Genomic DNA, 24,437 nt, shown 5'->3' with positions numbered 1-24,437 from the left:
CCCGCAAGGCCCGCGGCCTCACCAGTCGGCGTCGTCCAGCACCAGCCGGCCGGCCTTGCGGTACTCGCGGCGGGCGCCGTCCAGCAGGTCGGCGGTGCACACGGGGCCGCCGCGGCCGGCCGCCGCGTACGCCGCTGTGACGACGGCGCTGCGGATGGCGCCGCCGGCCAGCTCGAACTCCCGCGCGCACGGGCCCGGGTCGATGTCGTCGGCGCAGGGCACGTGCGCGAGGCTGTGCCGCCACAGGGCGAGCCGCTGGTCGGGCGCGGGGAACGGGAAGTCGACGACCAGGTCCAGCCGGCGGGTGAACGCCTCGTCGATGTTGGCGCGCAGGTTGGTGGTGAGCAGCGCGATGCCGTCGAAGGACTCCAGCCGCTGGAGGAGGTAGGCGCTCTCCATGTTCGCGTACCGGTCGCCGGCCTCCTTGACCTCCGAGCGCTTGCCGAACACGGCGTCGGCCTCGTCGAAGAGCAGCACGGCGTCGGTGCGGTCGGCCTCGGTGAAGATCCGCTCCAGGTTCTTCTCGGTCTCCCCGACGTACTTGTCGACGACGGAGGAGAGCTGGACGACGTAGAGGTCGAGGCCCAGGTCGGCGGCGACCACCTCGGCGGAGAGGGTCTTGCCGGTACCGGAGTCGCCCGCGAACAGGCCCAGGACGCCGCGGCCGCGCCCGCCGCCGGCGCTCAGCCGCCAGTCGCCGAGCACCCGGTCGCGGTGGCGGGCCCGGCGGGTCAGTTCCCGCAACGCGGTGAGCTGCGCGTCGGGGAGTACGAGGTCGTCCCAGCCGACGGCGGGGCGGATGCGGCGGGCGTGCCGTTCCAGGCCCGAGGCGGACTGCCGGCGGGCCGCGAGCCGCAGGTGCTCGGCGGTGAGCGGGGTGCCGTCGAACTCCGCCAGCTCGACGGCGGACCGGGCGGCGCGGCGGACGGCGTTGTCACCGAGCCGGTAGGCGGCGACGACCGGTTCCAGGTCGAAGTCCGGTGCGGCAGCGGGGCGTTCGGCCGGGGCGGCGCCGGGGCCGGCGGTCGCGGCGGCCAGGGCCGCCGTCCACGCCGCCACGTCGCCGGCGCGCTGCCGGGGCACGTCCAGGACGAGCGGGTCGCGGCTGTCCTCGCACCACTGCGGGTCGTACGGACGGGTGTCGGCCAGCAGCACGGTGACGTCGTCCGCGGCCAGCGCGCGCAGCAGGGCACGCGGCTGTTCGGGCAGCGGTGACACGACGATGGCACTGCCGGTGAGCCGCGCCTCCCGCAGCAGTTCGGCGCAGGGCGCCGCCTCGGGCTGCGTGACGTGCAGCGCGCCGATGCCGGCGGCGTGCAGGGCTGCCGCGGCGCAGGCGGGCCCGTCGCCCGCGCGGTGTGCGCGCAGGTACGCCGTGAGCGGCCCGCGGGCCAGCCGTCCGGCGAGCTGCCGGGCGAGCGGTCCGGGGCCGGGCGCGGCGGCGAACGTCCGTACGCTGTCGGCGAGTTCAGCATCCGGGGCGTCGTCGCCGAGGAGGTGGGCGAGCACCCGGTCGGGGACGCGCAGGACGCGGCTGAGGAAGGGGCGCTCCGGCTCGTCGACGGTGAGCAGGCCGCGTGCCAGGAGCGGCGCGGTGGGCTGGAAGCGGGCACGTGCCGCCGCGGCGTGCGCGGGCACTCCGCACAGGTCCAGCGCCAGCCCGGTGGTCGCGCGGCGGCGGCTCACGTCGTCGTTGAGATAGCCGTAGAGCGGCTCGAAGCCGCGGTCGAGGTCGGGCGCGAGGGCGACGAGCAGGATGGAGGTGTCGAGCGCGGTCAGGCCGAAGCGCCCGGCCAGCCACTCCAGCCGGTCGCCGGTGCCGGCCTCCGTCCCGGTCTGCGAGGGGTCCGGGCCGTTCGCCGGATCGGCGGGGTCCGGCCCGGTGTCCGCGTCCGGTGCCGGGCCGCGGTCGGTGTGCAGCAGGTGCCGCACCGACTCCTCGGACAGGTACAGCCCGCGCAGCGGGTCGGCTGCGGTGGGATCGGTGGCGCTGCGCCGTTCGACGAGCAGTGCCACCCGCTCACGGAGCCGGGCGAGCCGGCCGAGCAGCGGAGCGGCGGCCGGCGCGGGCGCTTCGGCCGCGGGTGCTGACGTGCTCACTGTGCGGTTCCTCCGGCGGCCAGGTGGCTGGGCCGGTGCCGGCGCTCGGCGTCTTCGAGGGCGCCGTCGACGGTGCGGACGCGGACCGCGGCGCCTTCGGTGACCGGCGGGCCCGCGTCGTACTCCGGGTACGCGGGGAAGGGCACGGTGAGGACGACGTCGAGCGACGGCTTGAGCTCGCCGCCGAGCGCGGACCAGACGTCGGCGAGCGAGCGGGCTTCGGTGTGCGAGCCGGAGACGGTCAGCGGGATCGTGAGGCCGAGTTCCGCGAGCGGGCCGGTCAGCTGCTCCGGCGACAGGGTCTCGTGCGGCAGCAGGGTGGCGAGCACCGCGGAGAGCAGCCGGTGCTCGTCCTGCGGGCGCTTGGTCCAGGCGGTGACGAGGTAGGCCAGCCGGAACCAGCGCGGCGACTGGCGCCGGGACCGCACCACGCCCTGCTCGTCGCGGACCGGGACGGTGCCGCGCTGGCGCCGCTGGAGGTCCTCGCGGATGTCGTAGAGGTAGGCGTCGACGGCCGGGGCGTTGCGCCGCGCCGCCCACTCCCGGGTCGGCGCGTCGAAGGCGATCTCGACGCCGGAACCGGCCAGCGCGCCGCCGCTCAGCAGCCCCTTCAGTACCTCGTCCACCTCGTGGATCACGGTCGTGCCCTTCACTACTTGCTGCGTGTCGTGGTGCCCGGCTCATGGTGGCGCGCGCGGTGCCGGTACCGGCAGCCGTTGCGGGGCCGCACGGAGGGCACCCAACGATGCCCCGGGGGCCCTTGACCCGCGCGCGACGCGTCAGATGTAGCCTTCACGCAGAGCAAAGGCCACGGCATGAGCCCGGTTGCGAAGGTGCAGCCGGGTCGTCAGGCCGTGCATCACGTTTTTGACGGTGCGTTCGGAGTACGAGAGCTTGCCAGCGATCTCCCCTGTGCCCAGGCCCTCGGCGACCAGCCGGAGCACGTCGACCTCACGCGCGGTGAGGCCGGACGCGGGCACGTCGGACGGTCCCGCCGCGCTGCGCTGCATGCTGCCTATCTGTGTGATCAGCCGTCCCAGCAGGTCGGACGGCAGGTCACCGTCCCCCCGGGAGGCGGCCAGTATGGCCTTCAGCAGCCGGTTCGCGGTGGCCTCGCGCCGCCAGACGATGGTGCCGACGCCGCACTCGATGACCTGGAGCAGTTCCGCTTCCCTGATCAGCTCGGTGACGAGCACCGCCCGGGCGCCGTCGTTCCGTACGAGTCTGCGCAGCCGCGCCAGCGCCGTGTCGTCCAGTTTCTCGGCGAGCAGCACGGCGACGGTGCCCGCCGGCGGCGCCGACGCGTCGTCGACGAGTTCCACTTCCGGTTGCGCTCGCAACTGGCTGACGGCTCCCGCGTGGGAGAGCGGATCCGACGCGTGGACGACGACCGGGACCCGGGTCCGAACGTGCACAACCATTCCCTTACGTGCTTGTCCTGCGGTACGACGTACGCGTCTTCGGGTACGTGACGCTCTGTGCTCAAGTGCCCTTCGGTACCGCACCCGTTCGCGGGGTGCGGGCTCCGTGGGCAGTGCGCGCGTCCAGCCTGCCGCCGGCACCACGAGGCTCGCAATCGTGGCCGACCACGAGACGAACCACGAGATCACGGGCGGTCGGCGCCCGTGACCGAGCTACTGGAGCGCGAGGCCGCGCTCGGCCTGCTGGCCGCCGAGGCCGCCCGCGCGCGGACCGGAGCGGGCCGGCTGCTGCTGTTCCGCGGACCCACGGGGACCGGCCGCAGTGCCCTTCTGGACACCGCGGCGCTGCACGGTGAGCAGCACGGGATGCGGGTGCTGCGGGCCGATTGCTCCGCCGAGAGTGCCCGTACCGTCCTCGGTCCCGTCGTGCAGCTGCTCGATGCGCAGCAGCCGGCGGGGGCGGACGAGGACGCGTCCCCGATGGATCTGGCGGCGCGGCTGTGGGAGCTGCTGCGCGAGTACGCGGACGCCTCGCCGCTGCTGCTGACCGTGGACAACGTGCACCTCGCCGACTCCGCTTCCCGGCGCTGGCTGGCCGAGGCCGCCCGCCGGCTCGCCGGGCTGCCCGTCCTGCTGGTGGCGAGCGAGCGGGTGCAGTACGACATCGCACCGCCCGGCCCCGGCCTGGCGCACGCCCTGTCGCCGTCGCTGGTGCGGGCGCACGCGCCGGCCCCGCTGAGCCCGGAGGCCGGTGCGGCGCTGGTGCGCGAGGCGTTCGGGGCGGACGCTGCGGACTCCTGGGTGGCCGACTGCGTGCGCGCGGGCGCCGGCCTGCCGCTGCTGCTGCGTGCCCTGCTGGACGACCTGCTGGCCGTGCTGCCGGACGGCGGCCGGGACGGCGCCGCGCTGCCCGTCAGCTGTGCCGACCTGTACCCGGGTGCCTACGCGGCGGCCGTGCTGTGGTGGCTGGACAGCGCCGGGCCCGAGACCGCCGCCGTGGCCCGTGCGCTGGCCGAGCTGGAGGCGAGCGGCGGGGCGCACGCCCACGTCACCGAGGAGCTGCTGGCCGAGGTGAGCGGGGCCGGCGTCGCCCGGGTGCCCGGGTGGCTCACCGCGATGACCCGGCTGGGCCTGCTGCGCCGCGACCCCGGCCACGGCGGCCCGCTCTTCGCCCACCCCCTGCTGCGCAGCGCGGTGCTGGACGGCTGGCCCGAGGAGGACCGGGTCGAACTGCACCGCCGGGCCGCCGCGCACCGGTACCGCAGGGGTGACCGGGCCGAGGCCGTGGCCGGGCACCTGCTGCGGGCCCGGCCTTCCGGCGGCGACTGGGCGACCGACACCCTGCTGGACGCGGCGCGTGAGGCGTCCCGCGCGGGCCGGGACGGCGATGCCGCCGCGTATCTGCGTGCCGCGCTGGACACGTGGATGCCGCGCGAACGCCGCGCCGAGGTGCTGACGCGGCTCGGCGCGCTGGAGTTCGCCACCGTGCGGTCGGCGGGTATACCGCGGCTGACCGAGGCGCTGCGGCTCCAGGAGCGGCCCGAGCAGAAGGTGGCGACGGCGCTCGGGCTGGGCACCGCGCTCGTCCACCGGGGCGAGGCGCGGGCCGCCTTCGATGTGCTGCGGGACATCGACGACCAGGACGACCCGGTGCTGGCCCGCACGGTGCAGACGGCGGCCGCGCTGCTCTCCGACCACGACCGGGACATCCGGCGCGAGGTGCACCAGCGGCTGCGGGAGACGGCCGAGCGGTCGCCCGACCTGCTCAGCCCGGCCGTGCGGACGCTGCTGGTGCGGTACGAGGCCGCCGCCGGGCTGCTGTCGGCCGAGGCGGCCATGCGGCAGGTCAGGCAGCTCGTCGCGGCGCCGGAGGACCGGATGCTGCTGCCGTACCAGCTGAGCGCGGCCTCCACCGTGGCGCAGTGGGCGGACGCGCTGGAGGACGCCGACCGGTTCGTGCGGAACGGCCTGACCGAACGCCTCTCGCCGCTGCACCCGGCCCACCACGCGCTGCTCAACACCCGTGCCGACACCGAGGCGGCGCGCGGCCGGTTCACGGCGGAGGAGTTCCCCGACCAGCGACCACCCGGGCTGCCGCCGGGGCACGCCGCGCCGACCAACTTGCGTGCGCACACGGTCATTTCGCTGGTGCGCGCCGGGCGCACCGCGGAAGCGCGGCGGATCGCGCAGGACGTCCACGTCGACGCGTCCACGGACGGCTGGCAGCTCAACCGCTTCCTCTACGCGCGTGGCGTGCTGCGTGCCGCAGAGGGCGACCAGCTGGGCGCGCTGGAGGACTTCCTCGACTGCGGGCGGCGGCAGTCGGCGCGGGACATCCTCAGCCCGGCCGTCTCCCCGTGGCGGTCGGCAGCCGCCGAGTGCCACCTGGCGCTCGGCCGGCCGCAGGCGGCACTGCCGCTGGCGGAGGAGGAGTACCGGCTGGCCGCGATCTGGGACACCCCGCGCGTCGTGGGCCGTGCGCTGCGCGTCCTCGGTGCGGCCACGGGCGGCCGGCACGGCCTGGAACTGACCGAACGGGCCGTCACCGTACTGCGGGGCGGGGCCTCGGAGCCCGGGCCGGACGCCGGTCAGGGCGCCGCACACGCCGGACCGGAGGACGGGCTGGACATCGAGCTGGTCCCGGCGCTGATCACGCACGGCCGGCAGCTCGCCGCCGCCGGGCATCCGCGCCGGGCCCGGCCGCTGCTGCGGGAGGCCGCCGCCACCGCCGACCACATGGGCGCGGCGCCACTGCTGGCCCAGGCCGAGCAGGCGCTGCGCGACAGCGGTGCGCGGCGCACGCCCGCCCGGCGGACCGGCGCCGGCGCCCTCACCGACAGCGAGCGCCGGATCGCCGCGCTCGCCGCCGACGGCCGGTCCAACGCCGAGATAGCGGCCCTGCTGCACCTCGCGCGGCGTACCGTGGAGACCCATCTGACCAGTACCTACCGGAAGTTGGGCATCCGGCGCCGCACCGCGCTGCGGGAGGCGCTGGACGAGGACGGGGGGACGGGCCCGTGATGCGCCGGTACGCCGGCCGACGGGCCCGTCCGTGGTCCTGCCCGTGTCTCAGGAACTCGACGAGTGGGAGCGCCCGAAGAACTCGATCTCGGCGAAGGAGACCTGCTTGTCGGAGCCGGAGTTGTAGGACGACTGCACGACGAACCGTACGGAGCTGACGTCGCCGACGCGGAAGTCGACGCGCTGTGGTCCGCTCGCCCGGTCGAGGACCAGCGGCTTGGTGAAGTGGTGCCCGTCGGCGGTGGTCACCAGGGCGTCGATCCGGTGCGGCAGGGCGGCCTTGGTGAGGTCGGCCGGCTTGGTCGAGATGCCGGGCGTGATCATCAGGTCCAGCAGTCGGACGGGCTCCTGGAACCGCGCCTCGATCCACTCCCCCTTGCCGGACTCCGAGACGCCCGGGCCCCACCAGGTGTTGTTGAACTTGTCGAAGGCCAGCTTGTCGCCGTGGTCCTCGTACGAGCGGGACGCCGCGTAGCTGTCCGGGTCCACCGGCGCGCGCTTGGCGAAGTGGTCGCGCACGGCGTCGACGGCGGTGCCGATGTTGAACGCGGCGAACACCACCAGGCCGACCACGATCAGACGGAACGTCCAGCTCAGGATGCGGCCCAGGTCCCGGCGCAGGCGCGGGCGGGTGCCGGCCCAGGGCGCCGGGCGGTTGCGGCGGTCCAGGATGCGGCGCCACCACGGCAGCCGCCGGGCCGGGCCCTCCGGGCGCGCGTCGAGCGACATGGCGCAGCGGCGGCAGAAGTGCCGGTCGGGGCGGTTGCCGGTGGAGCACCACGGGCAGGGTGTGCCGCCCTCCTCGCTGGGGTCGTAGGCCGGTCCCTGCGCCACGGGGCGGGCCGCTTCCGGGCGTCCGGGCAGCACCGGTGCGACGGCCGGCTCGGCCGCAGCGCGCGCCTCGGGGTCGGCCACCGGTATGAGCAGTGCCCTGGCCCGCTCGTCGGCCCCGGCGGCGTCCGGCTGCGCCCCGGAGGCGGGCTGCGCCTCTGCCGGGCCGCGGGGGTCGACGGCGCCCTGGGGCGCGGTGTCGGCGTCGGCGGAGACGGTGTCCTGACGGAGCGTCGTCTCCTCGGGCCCGGTGGTGTCCCGGGCGGGGGTTTCCCGGGCTGTGGTGTCCCGGGCGGCGGCGGGCTGCTCCGGCTCGGCGGGCGCGGCGGACGGGCCCGGCGCTTCCGTGACGAACTTCGGCGGCTTCCAGCCCAGTACCGTGCCGCAGCCGTCGCAGAACGACTGGCCCGGGGCCGTACGGGTGCCGCACTCGGGGCAGTCCGCCGGCCGGCCGCCGGCGGCGGAGGAGGCAGAGTTGTGGTCGGTCACCTGTCGGTTGTCCTTTCGGCTGCGGTCACCTGGACCGTGTAGGGCATGTGCGCGGGCCGGGCGGCTGCGACGAGCCGCTCCAGCCGGTGTTCGTCGTGCGGCCCCGGGTCGCGGAGCCGGAGTCTGACGTGCAGGCTCGGGCGGCGCCCTCCGGGGAACGGGCCGAGGGGCCGGGCGTCCCAGGTGGCGCCGCCGCTCTCGGCGATCTCCGGCGTGACGCCGAAGGTGAGCCGTACGGCCTCCTCCAGGCCGCGCCGGGTGCCGCGGATGCGGTGCAGGCGTACGGCCGCGGCGACCGCGGCACGCAGCTGCGCCGGGTCCTCGGGGAGGTCGGGGCCGCCGTCGGGCGCGGCACCGACCCACTCGCCGAGCCAGCGGGTGAAGTCGGCCGGCGCGAGCGAGGGGGTGAAGTAGGAGTCCAGGCAGTCCAGGACGTTGTGGATGGGCGCGAGCACCTCGTCCAGCCCGGCGACGAAGCGCTGGGCCAGGTCGTCCTCGGCGAAGACGGCGGGCAGCATGTCGCCCAGCGGTGCTGACGAGCCGAGCCCGTCGATCGATCCCCTCATGTGGCGTCCCCGATCACCCGGACGCGGTGGTCGAAGGAGAAGACCAGCGCGGACGGATCCAGGCCGATCCGGTCGGTGGCGTCGCCGCGCTTGCCGGTCAGCGGGTCGGCCGGGTGCAGCAGCACCTGGTCGACGAGCTCGACGCCGGGCACACGCTGGAGGACGGCGAAGACCTCACCGGCCTGCACGGGCCGGCCGAAGGGCCAGCCGGTGCCGTGCGCGCCGCCGGTCAGCGGGTCCAGATGGCGGTAGAGCGCGTCGTGCGCGTCCCTGCGGACCCGGTCGGTGTCGGTGCCGCGGAAGGCGTGCAGGGTCGCGACGACGGTGACGCCCTGGTAGTACGGCGGGCCGACGGCGAGCCGGGTGCCGATCAGCCGCCGGTCGTCGAGGTACCGGGTGATCCTGCCGAGCAGTGCGTCACTGGGCACCAGCTGCTCGAAGCGGAGCCGGCCGCCCGGGTCCGGCACGGCCTGCGGGATGACCAGGACGCGTACGGCGTGCGCGCCGTGCTCGTCCGGTTCGGCGGCCAGGCAGGTGATGCGGGCGGTCTCGGGCGCGGCACGGCGGGCGAGTTCCTCGTAGTCGCGGAGGGTCACGGCCCGGTCCTGGGCGCTCAGCGCGATGGGTGCGCGGACCTTGGCCTCCTCCACCGTCTCGCCGTCCACGCCGCCGACGGCCGCCTCGCGGTTGGTGACCTCGGCAACGTACGGCACGGAGTCGCGCAGCACCTGGATGGCGCCGCGGGCGACGTTCCCGGCCTTGCCGCCGCCGGTGCGGTAGCGGCGGGCGCGGATCATGGCGCCCTTGGGCGGTACGGCGCCGTACTGGCGCAGGGTGCCGTCGGGTTCGCGGACGGCGGGGCCGAAGGCGACCTCGCCGGTGGCGGCGTCGAGGGTGACGTGCCGGTCCTCAGGACCCGAGGCGGCGAAGTGCCCGACGACCTGCCAGTCGACCCAGCCGTCGCGCTCGGCGACCTGGAGGAGCAGCGGCGGCACGTCGCCGACGACGGGCGCGTGCGCGAGCCGCAGCCGCTGGGCCGGCAGCCCGGTGGCCTCGCCGAGGAGTTCGTCGCGGACGGTCTCGGCGTGCACGGCGCGGGTGGTGCCGCCGATGGTGAACGCCTCGGCCGAGCGGATGGTGGGCGAGACGGTGTAGAAGGGCTGGCCGGCGGCGGCCTCGGTGACCCGGCAGCGCAGCCAGCCGGCCTCCCGGCGCCCGGCGCGGGAGAGCACGTGCCCGCCGGGGACGTGCAGGACGACCTCGCCGGGGCGGTTCAGACCGCCGGTGGTGTCCCGCTCGACCTCGCACTCCGCCCAGCCGTCCGCTGTCCACGCCTCCCAGACCAGCGGGGGCTGCCGCGGGTCCACGCCGACGCCGTCGACGCGGCTCTCCAGGGTCAGCGCCACGGCGCAGTGCGGCACGGCGGCACTCAGCCCGAAGAGCATCCGGTCGCCGGGCCGCGGGGCCTCGGCGAAGCAGTTGACGTCCTTGGCCTCGGCCAGGTCGGAGGTCCGCTCGGTGGCCTCGCCGTCCTGCGGGTGGACCACCAGATGCGACAACTCGCTCGGCACGATGGTGAGTTCGTGCTCGGTGGCGAAGACGACCGCCTCCTCGCTCTCGGTGCGCGCGGTGGCCACCTCGGTGCCGACGGCGAGCCGTACGGGCTGTTCCTGGGGCGCGGAGAGCCAGAAGGTCACGTCGGCGCGGGCCGCCGACGGCGGGAAGAGGGTGATGCCGAGCAGGTCGAGGAAGGCCAGGTGGTTCTTCTCCGGTACCCGGTTGAGCCGGTAGACGACCTGGTCGGCCATGTGCGCGACCGTCTCCACCAGCGTCACGCCGGGGTCGGAGACGTTGTGGTCGGTCCACTCCGGGGCGCGCTGCTGGATGTAGCGCTTGGCGTCGTCGACGAACTGCTGGAAGCGCCGGTCGTCGAGGTTCGGGGAGGGCAGGGCCATCAGCGGTCGCTTCCAATGTGCTCGTCGGTCGTACGGGGAAGGGTGGCGGGCCCGGCTCCGGGCCCCGGCCCGCCGGGCGGGTCACCGTCACCCGCTCCGCCCGGCTCGTCGTGCGAAGGGATGACGTAGAACGGGAAGACCAGGCTGCGCGGGTTGTTGGTGCCGCGGATCGAGTAGCGCACGTCGATGTAGAGCACGCCCTGGTCGTCGCCCGCCGTCACGGTGACGTCGTCCACCTCGATGCGGGGCTCCCAGCGGTCGAGGCTGGCGTACACCTCGTGCTGGATGCGGCCCGCCGTGGCCTCGTTGACCGGCGCGAAGACCATGTCGTGGATGGCGCAGCCGAATTCGGGGCGCATCGGACGCTCGCCCGGCGCCGTGGCCAGCACGAGCCGCATGGCCTCCTCGACCTCGCGCTCCCCGCTGACCAGGGCGATGCCGCCGGTGGGTCCGATGCGCAGGGGGAACGCCCAGCCGGACCCGACGAACTGATCGGCCATCAGTGGGCCACCTGCCTTCTCTCTTCCGTGCCGTTCCCGGCGATCCGCCCGGCCGTCACGGGATCGGGTACGGCTTGTTGTTGACCAGCACGACGCCCTGGAGCATGAGCGTGGCGGCCCGGATGCCGACGTTGGCGACGGAGTTGACCTGGATGGTGCCGCCGGCGCTGACCGTCGCGGCGCCCAGCGCCTTCAGGCTCAGCGCGCCCACCGCGTCCACGTTGACCGCACCGCCGAGGGACTTGAGGTTGACCAGCCCCCGGCCCTCGATGTTGAGCATGCCGCCGCTCTTGATGGTCAGGTTGCGGCGGGCGCTGAGGTCCAGGTCGGTGCCCGCCTCCACGGACACCGACCGGCTGCCCTTGATGGTGACGCTGCCGGAGCTGTCGACGGTGATCTCGGTGTTCGTACGGTCCAGGTTGACCGTCAGCTTGTTGTCCCCGGTGCTCAGCCGTACGCCGCGCTTGCCGCCGGTGCGCTGGTCGAGGAGGTCGATGCGGTTGCCGCTGCGGTCGGCGACGGTACGCCGGGTGATGGTGCCCTTCGTGCCGTCGTACAGCGGCACGTCCACCGGGTCCGGCTTGTCCCGGCCGTTGTAGAGCCCGCCGATGACGTACGGGTGGTCCAGCGTCCCCCGGTCGAACGCGACCAGCACCTCGTCGCCCACGTCCGGGGTGATCACTCCCCCGCCCTTGACGCCGCCGAACTGCACGGTGCGCGTCCAGTCGCTGGTGTACTTGTCGTCCAGCCACGGGAAGCGGAGCTTGACGCGGCCCTGCTTGAGCGGGTCCTTGACGTCCGTGACCAGGGCGTTGGCGACGCTCGGCAGCCGGGGCTGCACGCTCGCGCCGCCCGAGGCGAGGCCGTACAGGGACCGCCACTGGCGGCCGCTGACGGTCAGCAGCGTCTCGTAGTGCCGGCCGTCGCCGAAGGAGTGGCGGGCCGCGGTCACCGTGTACTTGCCCTCGAAGGGCTCCCCCACGTCGGCGAGCGCGACCGGCACGCCGGGCCGCAGCTTCGGGTTGCCGCGCACGGTCACCTCCAGCTCGGCGAAGGCCCCGGTCACGTCGTCGGCGAGCGACTGTGCCGCGTACCTGACCTGTGCCTGGGTGTCGAGCGGCGTGTCGGTCTCCACGAGGGTGGCCGCGCCGAACGCCGTCGCGGCCCGGCCCGGGGTGGTCCCGATCGACACACCGGGCGTGGTCGCGGCGGTGGCCCGGCCGACCAGGTCCCGCTTGGTCGTCACGTCCCAGCCCCGGGCCTCCACCGAACTCACCTGGTCCGCCGAGGTCACCGCGGCCCGGCAGCGCAGGATGTCCACGCCCGCCTCCAGGACGAACGGGCTCTTCTCGCTCGGCGTGCTCACCGGGGGCGCGCCGGACGCCGGGTCGGCCTTGACGAACTGCAGCTTCCCCTTGGAACTGAGCGACAGCACCCGCTCGCTCTCGTCGGCCAGCCGGCACGCGAAGTCCCAGTCGGTGACGTTGGCCTGGGTGAGGAACTCGTACTTGGCGGTGGTGCCGTCGATCCGGCCGACCGGCACCCGGTCCTGGCCCGCCAGCTTCCGGACGATGTCGGAGGCGGTCATGGAGCGGTAGCCGGCCACCCGGCGCTGCCGCAGCATCCGGTGGCCGAGGTCGTAGCCGCGTACGACGGTGAAGGTGCCGGTCCCGTCGTAGTCCGTCTCCAGGCCCGTCACCTCGCCGGTGAGCAGCACGGACTGCGCGCCCTGTCCGTCGGCGACCGGCGCCAGCTCGACCTCGGTGCCGATCTTCACGCCTGCCTCGCCGAGCAGCTTCCGCTTCGGGTCGCGGAAGGTCAGCTGGAAGGCGCCGGGCACCCCGGCACCGAAGTCGACCCAGCCCGCGACGAGCAGCCGGGCGTGCTGCGGCCGCAGCGGCGCACCGCCCACCTTGACGTGGAAGACGTTGGAGTAACCGATCTGGGTCATCAGGAACCGACCTCTTCGGCGGCCGGGAGCACCAGTTCGGTCCCCGGCCGCAGCTGTGCGGGATTGTCGATGTCGTTGGCCTCGGCGATGGTGCGCCAGGCGGTGGCGTCCCCGTACTCGCGGAAGGCCAGGTACTGCAGCGAGTCGCCCGCCACCACGCGGTGCACACGGCGCGCGGTGAGCGCGCCGGACGTGGGGTTCTGGCCCGCGGTCCGGCTGGGGATCTCGTGCAGGTGCACCTGGCAGGTGGCGCGGATCGGCACGCCCGTCGTGCCGAAGAGGGTGTACGAGGCCTCCACCGCGCTCACGTACGCGGTGAACCGGGCCGTGGAGAACGACCCCCACTCGAACACCACCCACGGCGTCGACGGCTGCTTCGCCGCGATGCTCGCCGCCGTCACCTCGCAGCAGGAGAACAGCGCCTCGACGTTCTTGCGCACGTCGTTGCTGTCCGGCTCGCCGGACCGGTCGAGGAACACCTCCACCGTCATCTCGCGCGGCGCGGCACCCATGAACTCCGGGAGCGCGCCGTCGCGCACCGCGGCGGTGGGTGTGGTCTTCCACTCGGCGCGGCGGCTGAGCGCGAGCTGCGCCGGGTTGAAGTCGAAGGAGAAGGTGGTGATCAGTCCGCCGGGCTTGGTGCTGTAGCCGAGGGGCGGCTGGTGGATGGCGAGCGTCGCCCGCACCAGGCTCTTTCCGGCGCCGCCCCGTCCCTTGCCCGCCATTTACGCCGCCCCCGCGTCCGTGAACCCGTGGTGGGCGATCTCCAGCCGCTCGGTGGCGACGGCCGGGCTGGCCGGGTCCAGGGACGGCCCCTGCCAGCTGACGGGCAGCACGTCGAGCAGGCCCCAGCGCGCGACGACCGAGCCGTCCGCGCGCAGCGCGGCGATCTGCGCGGTGGGGCGCACCACGCCGTTGGTGACGGAGGAGACCCAGGCGGCCACCTTCGCGGTGTCCGGCGTGAGCGGCCGGGTCAGCGTGATGTGCGAGAAGCTCACGCGCGAGGGCAGCTGCCAGACGAACCCGTTGTTGCCGCCCTCCTGCCGCTGCTCGATCTCCACCTGCGACGAAAGGCCCTCGCACCCGTTGAAGTCGCCCAGGCTCTCACCGTCGATGGACAGGTTGAAGAAGATCGTGGAACCGGGGTCCTGGTCCTGGGGCATCGGGCTGGGCCTTCCTGGTGCTGCTCATCGGGTTCTGCGGTGGGTGTGTCGGACGGCGGGGCGGACGGTCGACGGCGGGCGGCGGGGACGAAGGACGGGCGGCGGGTGGCGGTGGTCAGCGGCGGGGGTCGCGCACCCTCCCGATCCGCTCCCGGTCGAGCCGGAGCTCGTGCCTCAGGAGCCGGGTGAGCGGCCCGATGAGCCGGTGCGTCAACTCATCGACCTGCCCGTCCGTCAGCTCCCGTGCGTCGAACCCGCCCCCGCCGCCCGACGCCGACGCACCCTCGTCCCGCCGCGCCGCACCGGCCACCCGGCGCGACGTACTGTGCCCGCCGCGCGACGTCCCGGCGGCCGACTGCCGGGTGGTCTTGCCGGCTCGCTGGACGATGGGGGTGGGCGGGGCCGAGGACGCTTGCGGTGCGGGGGTCGATTGCGACGTGGCCGGTGGCTGAGGTGCGGGGGTCGGCTGCGGTGCCGACGACGGCTGCGGTGCCGGCCGGGGACCGGACATCGGCATGGCGGGCCGGGACGGCGTGGCGGGCGCGGCGGTACGCACGGGGGCTACGGCGGGCTGTACGGGGACGGCCCCGGAGGGCACGGCACCGGACGGCGCCGCACCGGGCGTACGCGGCTGAGGCTGACCGGCCGGCGACGTCGGCCGCGGGGTGGCCGACGGCGTCACCGGCGGCGTCGCGGAGGCCCGCTGCACCGGCTGCTGCATGGGCGGCATGGGCTTGGGACCCGACAGCGGAACACCCAACGGGACGGCGACCCGGGCGTTGGCCGCGTGGGGCGCCGACTGCGGTGACGGCTGCGCGTGGGGCACCGACTGCGCGTGCGGGGCCGGTTGCGTGCCCGGGGCGAACCCGGTGGCCGGTGCGGACCCCGTGGACGGCGGCTGCGGGAGCGGAGACGCCTGCGGGTTCGGGGACGCCTGCGCCTGGGGGGCGAGTTGAACGGCAGGGGAGGTGTGCGCAGGCGTCGGCGACTGCGGGGCCGTCACAGCCTGGCGCCCGGTCACGGGATGGGTTCCCGAAACCGGCTGACGCCCCATCACGGGCTGGGCTGCCGACACCGGCTGACGAGCCGTGACGTCCTGCGGAGCTGCCGTCACGGACTCGGGTGCCGTCAGACGCTGGAGCCGCACGGGAGCCGTACCAGGGACCGTGCCCGGAGCCGTACCGGGTGAGACCGCAGCGGGCGCGCCGGAGGCCGCTGGCGGGGCCGAGCGGGTCGGTTGCGCGGCGCGCTGGACCGGCGCGCCGCTGCCCGTACCGCCGACGGCCCTCACGACCTTCCTCGGCGTACTCCCCTGCTCGCTCGGCCGCCCCTCACCAGTGCCTTCGGCGGGGATACGGCGCAGCGCGACCGGCGGGTTCGGGGCAGCCGGTGCGGCCGACGGGGCAGTCGGTACTGCCGGGGCGGCCGGTGCCGGGCCCGATCGCGGGGACGGCCGGGCAGCGGACAGCGGTACCGCAGGCGCCGCGCCCAGCAGCGGGGCATCGGCCTGCCGCCGCTGCACGGGCCGCTCCAGCGGCGCGCCCAGCCCCGGCGTCGGCGCCTGGGCGGACGACCCGTCGTCGGCACCCGCCTCAGCCGCGGAGCCAGTCATGGGCGCGGCAGAGGGGGCCGCGGAAGCCGGTCGCGCCGGCCGTGCCGATGCGGACTCCGGGCGGGCCGATGCGGACTCCGGGCGCGCCGGTGCGGATGCCGGTCGTGCCGGTGTGGCTGCCTCTCGTGCGGGTGCGGCCGCCCGCTGGACAGCCGCTCGGTTGCCGGTGTTGCCCTGGCCACCGGGCGACGTGGCCGCCGGGCCGGTCGCGGCCACCGGGGCGCCGAGCCCCGGACGGCGCGTGGGCGCGGACGGCGGGGTGACCGCCGGACGCGCGCTCGCGGATGACGGCGCGCTGGGATCGCCGGCCGCACCGGGCGGGGCCGACGACGCGACCGCCCCCGGAGCCGCGTCGCGCTTCTTCGCGACGGGGCTCCCGAGCCCGACACCCCGGCTCGGCCGCCCGGACGTACCGGCAGCACGCGGCGTCTCGGCAGTGCGCGGCGTGCCGGCCGCCGGCGTACCGGACGCCGCGTTCCCCGACGCCGAAGGCCGCTCCCCCGTGGAGGCCGACGCGGGCGCAGGCGTGGCCTCCCGCTGCTGGGAAGCCGACCGGGACGCCGACGTCTGGGGCGACGCGGACCGCTGAACCGGGCCGCTCTCCCCCGCCTGCTTCCGTACCCGCTCGCCGACCGGCACCGACCGCTGGGCCGTAGCACGGCCGGGGGCCGGTTCCTGCCGCGCTCCGGCCGCACGCGCCGGCCGAGCGACAGGCCCGCTCCCCGACGCCGACGGCTTCGACTGCGACTGGGGCTGCGGCTGCGGCTGCGGCTGCGGCTGCGGCTGCTTCGACTGCGCGGGCGAGCCGGCCGGCGTACGCAGCGGTTCGGCGGCGGACGCCGACCGCTGGACGGGAGCCTCCCCGGGCGCCGCCGACGCCCGGCCCGCCGCGCTCTCCGACACCAGCGGACGCTGCTCAGCAGCGCTCGCGGACGACCCGGGACGGGATCCCGTCTCCGGCACGGCAGCCGGAGACGGCTCAGCGGCGTGTACCGACTCCATGGCGGACTCGCTCCGAGCAGGCCGCTCAGCCGACTTCACGGACGGCTGGGCGGACGGCTGAGCAGTCGGCTGGACGGACGGCTGGGCGGACGGCAGGGTCCGCCGCTGCACAGGGCCGGGCAGCGCCGCCCTGGTCAGCGACGCCGGAGACGCAGTACTCCGAACGGCCGCTCCCAGTGCGCCAGTTGAAGGCGCAGTACTGCTCCCCGTCGGAGCCTCCGGCCGCGCCGGGCTCACCGGTACCACTCGCGGCCCCCGCGCACGCTGGACCGACGGCGCCGCGCCGCTCGACGGAGACGGGGCCGAGGCGGGAGCAGGAGAGACCGGCGAGGACGGCGAGGACGTGAACACAGGTGCCCAGCCGCTCCCCGGCACCGCCTGCTCCCCCTCCGGCTCCGGGCGGGCGACCGGAAGGGACAAGGCAGGGTTGCCCAGGCCGGGCACGGGCGTCACCGCCGGGGTCAGCGCGTCCCGGACCAGGCCGGTCGGCGCGCTGTCCAGGACGGCGTGCGAGAGCGTGCCCATGAAGGCCGGGTTCTGCCAGGACGCCAGCGAGCCGGCGAAGTCCGGCGCCGAGACCGTACTGCCGCCCGGCCGCCCCAGCGCACGCTGGATCGGCGGCAGGCCGACAGGCCCCGTGGGCCCGGCAGCCGCACCGCCGGCAGCGGTCCCACCGCCAGTAGCTGCCGCACCGGCAGCAGAAGCCGCAGCGGAAGCCGCACCCGCGGCAGCCGCGTCATCGCCCGCAAGTGACACCTCACCCGCGGACGACACCTCGCCAGCGTCCGTCGTCCCCCCGGCGGCGGCACCCCGTGCCGCCGCCGCGTCCTCCCGGCTCCGCCGGAACCGGTCGAGCATTCCCATCAGCGTTCGGCCTCCGCGCGCGTCACCAGCGTGGCGATCTGCTCGACGTACCGCCGGCGGTCCCGGTGTTCGAGGTCCAGGATCTCCGCCTGACTCCAGTGGAAGTGGTAAGCGATGTACGCGATCTCCTCATGCATGCGGTCGGTCGCGTACGTCACGATTCCCCCAGGCGGCTCCCGCCGAGTTCGACCTCGAACGACTGCTCGCAGTGCGGGCAGGACACCCCGGCCCGCGTGTGGCCCTCGGCGTTGATCTGCCGGTAGAAGTCCTGCAGGAAGGCGAGGTCGGAGGCGAACATGTTCTCCACCACCCCGTCGTGCACCAGCGGCAGCGTCCCCAGCCGGGTGATGACCCGGCCGAGCAGCACCACCGAGAGGTACGCGGGGTTCTCCTGCACCCGCAGGTCCCGGAGCGGTACGAGTTCGTCCTTGGCGGTCGCCAGGCGCATGACCCCGTGCCGGTGCACGGTGCCCGACTCGTCGACGTAGCCGCGGGGCAGCTCGAAGGCGAACTCGGTGCTCAGGGTGGGCTGCGGGGTCTCGACGGGGGCGGCCGGGGCCGCCGGAGCGGCGACCGCGGCCCCGGCCGCCTCCGCCGCGGCCTCCGGCCCGGCCTCGGGTCCGGAAGCCGCCGGCACGCCGGCCGGCGGCCTGGGAGCGGTACGGCGCATTACTCGATGACCAGTTCTTCGAACGTGATCGTCACGGTCTCGGTGAGCGCGGACGCCTCGCCGGCCTTCACGGTGCTGGTGTCGACCTTGCTGCACCAGGCGTTGCGCATGTTGTACCGCTTGACCGGGTTGTTCTGGTAGTCCATCACCATGATGGTGGCGTTCTTGCGGGCCGTGCTCATCTGGCCCGCCACCGACTCGGTGATCCACTGGTTGAACGCCGCCGACTGGGTCATGCCGCGGACGACCGTGCAGGTACCCGCCTTCTTCACGCCGGGCAGCTTCTTGGTGACGGGCTTGCCCTGCGCGGAGACCTGCTGGTACTCGATGACGTCCTGCTCGATGGACAGGCCGTTGACCTCCTGGAGGTACTCGACCATCACACCGTCGATCTGGAGGCCGAAATTGTGTGAGGTGAGCGCGTCACCTGGCTGGAGACTCATGAACTGTCGGGTGTCCTTTGCTGATTACTGACCGACGGGAGGTGCCGCGCGGTGCGCGGCGGGGCGGAGGAGGGAGGGGCGGTGCGCGCACCGCCCCTCGCGGCCGGCTACTCCTCCAGTTCGCCGCTGCCGCTGGAGAACTGCGCCAGGCGGAAGATCACGAATTCCGCCGGCTTGACGGGCGCGATGCCGATCTCGCAGATGACCCGGCCGAGGTCGACGGACTCCTGCGGGTTGGTCTCGGCGTCACACTTGACGTAGAACGCCTCCTCCGGGCGGGAGCCGAAGAGGGCCCCCTCGCGCCACTCGGTGACGAGGAAGGCGGAGACGTTGCGCCGGATACGGGCCCAGAGGTTCTGGTCGTTGGGCTCGAACACCACCCACTGGGTGCCGATCAGGATCGACTCCTCCAGGTAGTTGAAGTACCGGCGGATGTTCAGGTAGCGCCAGGCCGGGTCCGAGGACATGGTGCGGGCGCCCCAGACGCGGATGCCGCGGCCGGGGAAGGCACGGATGCAGTTGACGCCGATCGGGTTGAGCAGGTCCTGCTCGCCGCGGGTGATCTGCATCTCCAGGTCCACGGCGCCGCGGACGACCTCGTTGGCGGGCGCCTTGTGCACGCCGCGCTCGGAGTCGTTGCGGGCCCAGATGCCGGCGATGTGGCCGCTCGGCGGGACCGTCCTGGACTCGCCGGTGGCCGGGTCGAAGACCTTGATCCAGGGGTAGTAGAGCGCCGCGTACTTGGAGTCGTAGCCGGCGGTCTCCTGGCGCCAGACGCGGATGTCGCGGGCGTTGAGGCCGGGCGGCGGGTCGATGACGGCGACCCGGTCGCCCATCAGCTCGCAGTGCGCGATCAGGCCGAGCTGGACGGCCTTGACGGCCTCCAGGTCGATCGCGCCGCGCTGGTAGGCGGCCATCAGGTCGGGCACGGCCACCATGGAGATCTCGTCGACCGCCTCCAGGCCGCCGAAACCGGTGCGGTCGGCGGAGTCACCGAGGTACTCGGCGGGGCCGGGATGGCCGGTGGGCGCGGCGGCGGGCGCCGGCGCCGCGGGCGCGGGGGCCGGCGCGGGCAGCGCCACGGTCTGGTTCTCCGGGCGGGCCAGCTGCGCGGCGGGCGCGGCCTCCTGCACGGTGATCAGCTTGGAGCGGTCCTTGACCTGGGTGACGACGTAGTTGCGGCCGCCCTTCTTCGCGGTGACGTCGAAGGTCTCGGCGGGCTTGCCGCCGTCCTTGACGACCAGCCGGAAGCGCTCGGCGGGGCCCTCGCCCTCGGCGTCCGTCACCTCGACGCTGAGCCCCTCGCCGCCGCCGGGCGCCAGGGCCGCGACCTTGAAGGTGCCGAGCTGCTGCGGCTCGCCGGGCGGCAGCGCCGCGGGGGCGGCGGCCTGCTCGACGGCGGGCGCCTGGCCGTTCTCGCCGCCGGGGGCGCCGCCGACGCGTACGACGTAGGCGGCGGAGCCACCGTTGTTGAAGAAGCCGTAGACGGAGTGCGCGAGGTAGTACCCGTCGGTGAACTCACCGAACTCGGCAACGTACTGGGTCCAGTTGGTCACCAACGTCGGCTGGTTCAGCGGTCCGCTCGGCGCGAGTCCGACGAAGGCTGCGACGGATGTGCCCACCCCCTCGATCGGGCGCGAGCCGCCGGCCACCTCCTCGACATAGACGCCCGGCGACAGGTACGACGACATGCTCTGCTCTCCTCGGGGTACTGGACACACGATCCGGAATTCACCCTCCGGGACGGAGGGAGCAGGGGAAACGTCCTCCGGTACCTACTTCGGGGCATCGCGCGTGCCCGAGCGGGCAGCCTTGTCCGTGCCGGTGTGTGCCCTCGGGCCGCTTCCGGGCGCACCGGTACGCGGGATTCCGGGGCCAAGGGGGCAGCGCACTGCGCGCGATCGGGCACCACCCCTGCCCCAACACCTCCTGACCTGCGGCGGGCCCTGCCGTAGCGTCGCGTGCGTGAGCATCTGGACCTCCCTCGAACCCTCGTCCGCCACCGTGGATCCCGGCAGCACCGCGTCCGTACGGCTGAGACTCCGCAACACCGGAGACGTCGTCGACGAGTACCGGTTCGTGCCGGTCGGTGACGTCGCCCCGTACACGACCGTGGAACCGGCAACCGTACGGCTGTACCCGGGGACGACGGGGACGGTGGAGCTGACGTTCGCACCGCCGCGCACCCCCGACGCCGCCGCCGGGCCGACCCCGTTCGGCGTGCAGGTGGTGCCGACCGAGCACCCCGAGGCGACCACCGTCGTCGAGGGCAACGTCACCGTCACGCCGTTCACCGAGATACGGGCCGAACTGGTCCCGCACACCGTCAAGGGCCGCTTCCGCGGCCGCCCGAAGCTGGCCGTGGACAACCTCGGCAACACCAAGCTCACCGCGTCGATCACGGGCGCCGACCGCAGCGACGAACTCTCCTACGAGATCCGGCCCGCCAACGTCCAGATCGATCCGGGCCGTGCCGCGTTCGTGGACGCCGTGCTCAAGCCGCGGCAGATCACCTGGGCCGGGCACAAGCAGCAGCGGCCGTTCAGCCTGGCGGTGCGGCGCTCGGGCAGCGAGCCGCTGGCCGTGGACGGCAACTACGTGCAGCGCAGCGTCTTCCCGTACTGGATGATGACGCTGCTGGGCCTGCTGCTCGCGCTCACCATCACGGGCGTCATCCTGTGGTTCGCCTACCAGCCGAACGTCACCAGCGTCGCCCAGGAGAAGCCGCAGGAGAACGCCCCCTCCGCGCTCCCGAAGCCGCAGGCGCCCGAGCCGACGCAGCAGGCACCGACGCAGCAGCCGCAGGAGCAGCAGCCGCAGCAGCCGGAGAAGCCGGCCGACGACAAGCCGGCCGGCAACGGCGGGGGCGGCGGCGGCCAGCCCGATGACGGCATGCCGGTGAACCGCACGAAGATCCTCATCAAGAACTTCACGAACGGGACCTGCGCCGACCTCCCCACGTTCGAGGCCAAGAACGGCGGCCCGGTGCACCAGTCGGACTGCAACAACAGCCCGGACGACAACCAGCTGTGGACCCTGGACAAGAAGTTCGACCACGGCGGGCCGAACGGCGCGGCGCTCTTCACCATCCGCAACGTCAAGGACAACCTCTGCATGGACCTGCCCGGCAAGGGCGGTGCCCCGGCCGCGGCACGGGTGGACGAGTGGGCGTGCGACGGCTCGAAGGACGACAACCAGCTGTGGTGGGTGGAGAAGCGGACGGAGAACCGCTGGTGGATCCACAACTTCGCCAGCGGCAACATGTGCCTGGACTCGCAGGACAAGGACAACGAGGACCGCAACCTGAGCGTCTGGCACTGCCAGGCGGAGGACCAGAACAACCACCAGTGGCTCTTCACGCCCCACTAGGCGGCAGCGAGGTCCACTGACTGCGCTCGCCCCTGGCCCGTCGGCCGGGGGCGAGCGCGTTCCGGAGCGGGGCCGGTCAGGTCACCGTCAGGGTGACCTTGTCGTCGGCGGCCGAGCTGGTGCCGACGTAGAGGTCGAAGGTGCCCTCTTCCAGCACGAAGCGGCCGCGGGTGTCATTGGTCCAGAAGCCCAGGTCCTCGGCGCCGAGGCGGAACCGCACGGTGGTGCTGCCGCCCGGCTCCAGCGTCACCCGGCGGAAGCCCCGCAGCTTGCGCACCGGCTGGGTGATCGAGGCCGCCTTGTCGTGCACGTACAGCTGCACGACCTCGTCGCCGGCCCGCTTGCCGGTGTTCCGCACGGAGACCGAGACCTCCAGGGTGTCGCCCTTGCGCAGCGCCTGCGCCGGGACGCTCGACCGGCTGAGCTTCGGCCCGCCGAGGGTGAACTCGGTGTAGCTGAGGCCGTGGCCGAAGGGGAACTGCGGCCCGTTGGGCAGGTCCAGGTACTTGGACGTGTACTTGTTGTCCGGGTCGTACGGGCGGCCCGTGGACTCGTGGTTGTAGTGGATCGGGATCTGGCCGACCGTGCGGGGGAAGGAGACCGGCAGCTTCCCGCCGGGGTTGACGGTGCCGAAGAGGACGTCCGCGAGGGCGTTGCCGGCCTCGGTGCCCGGGTGCCAGGCCACCAGGACGGCGGGGGCCTGCGCAAGCCAGCCGCCGAGGGTCAGCGGACGGCCGTTGACGAGGACGACGACGAACGGCTTGCCGGTGGCCGCGACCGCCTCGACCAGCTTCTCCTGAGCGCCCGGCAGCGAGATGTCGCTGCGTGCCGCCGCCTCGCCGCTGATCGAGGGGGGTTCGCCCACGACCACCACCGTCACGTCTGCGGCCTTCGCCGCGGACACCGCGGCAGGGATGCCGGAGGTGTCCTCGCCCGCCGCGTCCACGCCCTTGGCGTACGTGACCTTCGCCTTCGGCGCGGCCTTCTTCACCGCGTCGAGCACCTTGACCGCGGGGAACTTCTCCTGGGAGGCGGGGATCACCCAGGTGCCGAGCAGGTCGCCGGAGTCGGCGAAGGGGCCGACGACCGCGATCGAGGAGGCGGTGGCGGAGAGCGGCAGCACCGACTTCTCGTTCTTGAGCAGCACCATCGAGCGGGCTCCGGCCGTGCGGGCCGCCTTGCGTGCCTCGGCGGTGGGCTTGTCGACGGCGCCGTCCTCGTCGACGTACGGGTGGTCGAAGAGGCCGAGCTGGAACTTCAGCTGCAGCACCCGGTACACCGCGTCGTCCAGCCGGCTTTCCTCGATCTTCCCGGCGCGCAGCAGCTTCTTGCCGTTGTCGACGAAGTGGGTGCTGGTCATCTCCATGTCGACGCCCGCGTTGAGCGAGAGCCGTGCCGCGTCGGCGCCGTCCTCGGCGAAGCCGTGCGCGATGAGTTCCTGTACGCCGGTGAAGTCGCTGACCACCAGCCCGTCGAAGCCCCACTCGCGCTTGAGGATCTCGGTGAGGGTGTGGGGGTTGCCGTGCGCGGGGACGCCGCTGATGGTGTTGAAGGAGGCCATCACGGTGGCGGCGCCGGCGTCCAGCGCGGCCTTGAAGGGCGGCAGGTAGAGGTTGCGCAGCCGGGACTCGGAGACGTCGACCGTGTTGTAGTCGCGGCCGCCCTCGGCGCCGCCGTACGCGACGAAGTGCTTGGCGCAGGCGGCCAGCCGGTCCTTGTCCTTGAGGCCCTTCGCGTCCTTGCCCTGGTAGCCGCGCACCTTGGCGGCGGCGAACTGCGAGGTGAGGTACGGGTCCTCGCCGTTGCCCTCGGCGATGCGGCCCCAGCGGGGCTCGTGGGTGACGTCCATCATGGGCGCGAAGGTCCAGTGCACGCCGTTGGACCGGGCTTCCTTGGCGGAGACCTCGGCGTCGGCCGCCGAGACCGCCGGGTCGAAGCTGGCCGCCTGGGCGAGCGGGATGGGGAAGTTGGTCCACATGCCATGGATGACGTCCAGCCCGAAGACGAGCGGGATGCCGAGCCGGGACTCCTCGACGGCGATCTTCTGCAGGGCGTTGGTGGTCTTCGCGCCGAAGATGCTGAAGACGGAGCCGAGCATGCCCTTGCGCGCGGCGTCCTCGACCGCCTTGGTCTCGCCGCCGCCGGGGCCGGTGTCCCAGGTCCAGGGCAGCTGCTGGAGCTGGCCGAACTTCTCGTCGATCGTCATCCTGCCGAGCAGTTCCCTGATCTTCCGGTCGTACGGCCCTGCGGCCCGGGGGCCGTCCGCCGCCGCGCCCTGCCCCGCGTCCGTGGCCGTGCCCCGCACGGCCGGCGCGGCGGCCTGCGCGCTCCCCGCCCCGAGCAGTCCGCCGGCAACGGCCGTACCACCGGCGGCGCTCAGCAGCGTGCGTCGTCGCATCCCCTGCATGACTTCACCTCTTCGGCAATGGGCAGGCCGCATTGCCTGCCCCGAATTCAGAAGGTGAATGGACGTTAAAATC

18 protein-coding genes are annotated in these 24,437 nt (G+C 74.1%); 3 read left to right on the top strand and 15 right to left on the bottom strand.

Translation table 11 applies throughout. From position 1 onward, the window contains the following. Positions 1–18: 18 nt before the first annotated feature. The 3 genes from C3486_RS05750 to C3486_RS05740 all read right to left on the bottom strand — a co-directional run bounded on the left by C3486_RS05750 (position 19) and on the right by C3486_RS05740 (position 3,521). Complete coding sequence (locus tag C3486_RS05750) at positions 19–2,100, bottom strand: ATP-binding protein (RefSeq protein WP_103831478.1); 2,082 nt, start codon at positions 2,098–2,100, stop codon at positions 19–21. Next, entirely contained in the window at positions 2,097–2,738 is a 642-nt protein-coding gene (locus C3486_RS05745; protein ID WP_103831546.1) for a DUF4255 domain-containing protein, read from the bottom strand. The genes C3486_RS05750 and C3486_RS05745 overlap by 4 nt, the downstream gene beginning before the upstream one ends. A gap of 141 nt (positions 2,739–2,879) precedes the next feature. Further along, positions 2,880–3,521 (bottom strand): response regulator transcription factor, encoded by a 642-nt coding sequence (locus C3486_RS05740; protein WP_103831477.1) that lies wholly within the window; start codon positions 3,519–3,521, stop codon positions 2,880–2,882. Positions 3,522–3,725: 204 nt separating this feature from the next. Between C3486_RS05740 and C3486_RS05735 the strand changes: the two genes are divergently transcribed. Continuing rightward, positions 3,726–6,542 (top strand): AAA family ATPase, encoded by a 2,817-nt coding sequence (locus C3486_RS05735; protein ID WP_103831476.1) that lies wholly within the window; start codon positions 3,726–3,728, stop codon positions 6,540–6,542. A gap of 48 nt (positions 6,543–6,590) precedes the next feature. On the opposite strand, the gene C3486_RS05730 is transcribed toward C3486_RS05735, so the two are convergent. Genes C3486_RS05730 through C3486_RS05700 form a run of 7 tightly spaced genes read right to left on the bottom strand, consistent with a single transcriptional unit; the run spans position 6,591 to position 13,997 of the window. Beyond that, a complete protein-coding gene (locus C3486_RS05730; protein ID WP_103831475.1) occupies positions 6,591–7,862 on the bottom strand; it encodes a zinc ribbon domain-containing protein in 1,272 nt (423 codons plus the stop codon). Beyond that, positions 7,859–8,428 carry a phage tail protein gene (locus C3486_RS05725; RefSeq protein ID WP_103831474.1) on the bottom strand — a complete coding sequence of 190 codons (570 nt, stop codon included), beginning with the start codon at positions 8,426–8,428 and terminating at the stop codon, positions 7,859–7,861. The genes C3486_RS05730 and C3486_RS05725 overlap by 4 nt, the downstream gene beginning before the upstream one ends. Then, positions 8,425–10,383, bottom strand: a complete 1,959-nt coding sequence (locus C3486_RS05720; RefSeq protein WP_103831473.1) for a putative baseplate assembly protein — start codon at positions 10,381–10,383, stop codon at positions 8,425–8,427. Before C3486_RS05720 ends, C3486_RS05725 begins: the two co-directional genes overlap by 4 nt. Next, positions 10,383–10,883 (bottom strand): GPW/gp25 family protein, encoded by a 501-nt coding sequence (locus tag C3486_RS05715; protein ID WP_103831472.1) that lies wholly within the window; start codon positions 10,881–10,883, stop codon positions 10,383–10,385. Before C3486_RS05715 ends, C3486_RS05720 begins: the two co-directional genes overlap by 1 nt. A gap of 55 nt (positions 10,884–10,938) precedes the next feature. Then, the gene (locus C3486_RS05710) at positions 10,939–12,834 is read right to left on the bottom strand and encodes a VgrG-related protein (protein WP_103831471.1); all 1,896 of its coding nucleotides are present in this window, start codon (positions 12,832–12,834) and stop codon (positions 10,939–10,941) included. After that, the gene (locus C3486_RS05705; protein ID WP_103831470.1) at positions 12,834–13,559 is read right to left on the bottom strand and encodes a LysM peptidoglycan-binding domain-containing protein; all 726 of its coding nucleotides are present in this window, start codon (positions 13,557–13,559) and stop codon (positions 12,834–12,836) included. Before C3486_RS05705 ends, C3486_RS05710 begins: the two co-directional genes overlap by 1 nt. Beyond that, entirely contained in the window at positions 13,560–13,997 is a 438-nt protein-coding gene (locus C3486_RS05700; RefSeq protein WP_103831469.1) for a phage tail protein, read from the bottom strand. A 1,781-nt stretch (positions 13,998–15,778) separates the two neighbouring features. Here C3486_RS05700 and C3486_RS05690 point away from each other — a divergent pair. After that, positions 15,779–16,198, top strand: coding sequence for a hypothetical protein (locus tag C3486_RS05690; RefSeq protein ID WP_146074966.1), 420 nt, complete (start codon positions 15,779–15,781; stop codon positions 16,196–16,198). A 1,276-nt stretch (positions 16,199–17,474) separates the two neighbouring features. On the opposite strand, the gene C3486_RS37160 is transcribed toward C3486_RS05690, so the two are convergent. The 4 genes from C3486_RS37160 to C3486_RS05675 all read right to left on the bottom strand — a co-directional run bounded on the left by C3486_RS37160 (position 17,475) and on the right by C3486_RS05675 (position 20,279). Further along, positions 17,475–17,633, bottom strand: a complete 159-nt coding sequence (locus C3486_RS37160; RefSeq protein WP_181138456.1) for a DUF6760 family protein — start codon at positions 17,631–17,633, stop codon at positions 17,475–17,477. Continuing rightward, positions 17,630–18,145: a hypothetical protein gene (locus tag C3486_RS05685; RefSeq protein ID WP_103831466.1), complete on the bottom strand. Its 516-nt coding sequence runs from the start codon at positions 18,143–18,145 to the stop codon at positions 17,630–17,632. The genes C3486_RS37160 and C3486_RS05685 overlap by 4 nt, the downstream gene beginning before the upstream one ends. After that, positions 18,145–18,588 (bottom strand): phage tail protein, encoded by a 444-nt coding sequence (locus C3486_RS05680; protein WP_103831465.1) that lies wholly within the window; start codon positions 18,586–18,588, stop codon positions 18,145–18,147. The genes C3486_RS05685 and C3486_RS05680 overlap by 1 nt, the downstream gene beginning before the upstream one ends. Before the next feature lie 107 nt (positions 18,589–18,695). Further along, positions 18,696–20,279 carry a phage tail sheath family protein gene (locus C3486_RS05675; protein WP_103831464.1) on the bottom strand — a complete coding sequence of 528 codons (1,584 nt, stop codon included), beginning with the start codon at positions 20,277–20,279 and terminating at the stop codon, positions 18,696–18,698. A gap of 274 nt (positions 20,280–20,553) precedes the next feature. Between C3486_RS05675 and C3486_RS05670 the strand changes: the two genes are divergently transcribed. Next, positions 20,554–21,957 (top strand): RICIN domain-containing protein, encoded by a 1,404-nt coding sequence (locus tag C3486_RS05670; RefSeq protein WP_258052620.1) that lies wholly within the window; start codon positions 20,554–20,556, stop codon positions 21,955–21,957. A gap of 76 nt (positions 21,958–22,033) precedes the next feature. Here the strand turns inward: C3486_RS05670 and C3486_RS05665 are convergent, their stop codons facing one another. Next, positions 22,034–24,364: a glycoside hydrolase family 3 N-terminal domain-containing protein gene (locus C3486_RS05665; RefSeq protein ID WP_103831462.1), complete on the bottom strand. Its 2,331-nt coding sequence runs from the start codon at positions 24,362–24,364 to the stop codon at positions 22,034–22,036. Positions 24,365–24,437 lie beyond the last annotated feature (73 nt).

This window comes from Streptomyces sp. Ru73, assembly GCF_002920575.1.
Taxonomy (GTDB): Bacteria; Actinomycetota; Actinomycetes; order Streptomycetales; family Streptomycetaceae; genus Streptomyces.
The sequence above is the reverse complement of the archived record's forward strand: the minus strand, read 5'-3'. Positions and strand labels throughout refer to the sequence as shown.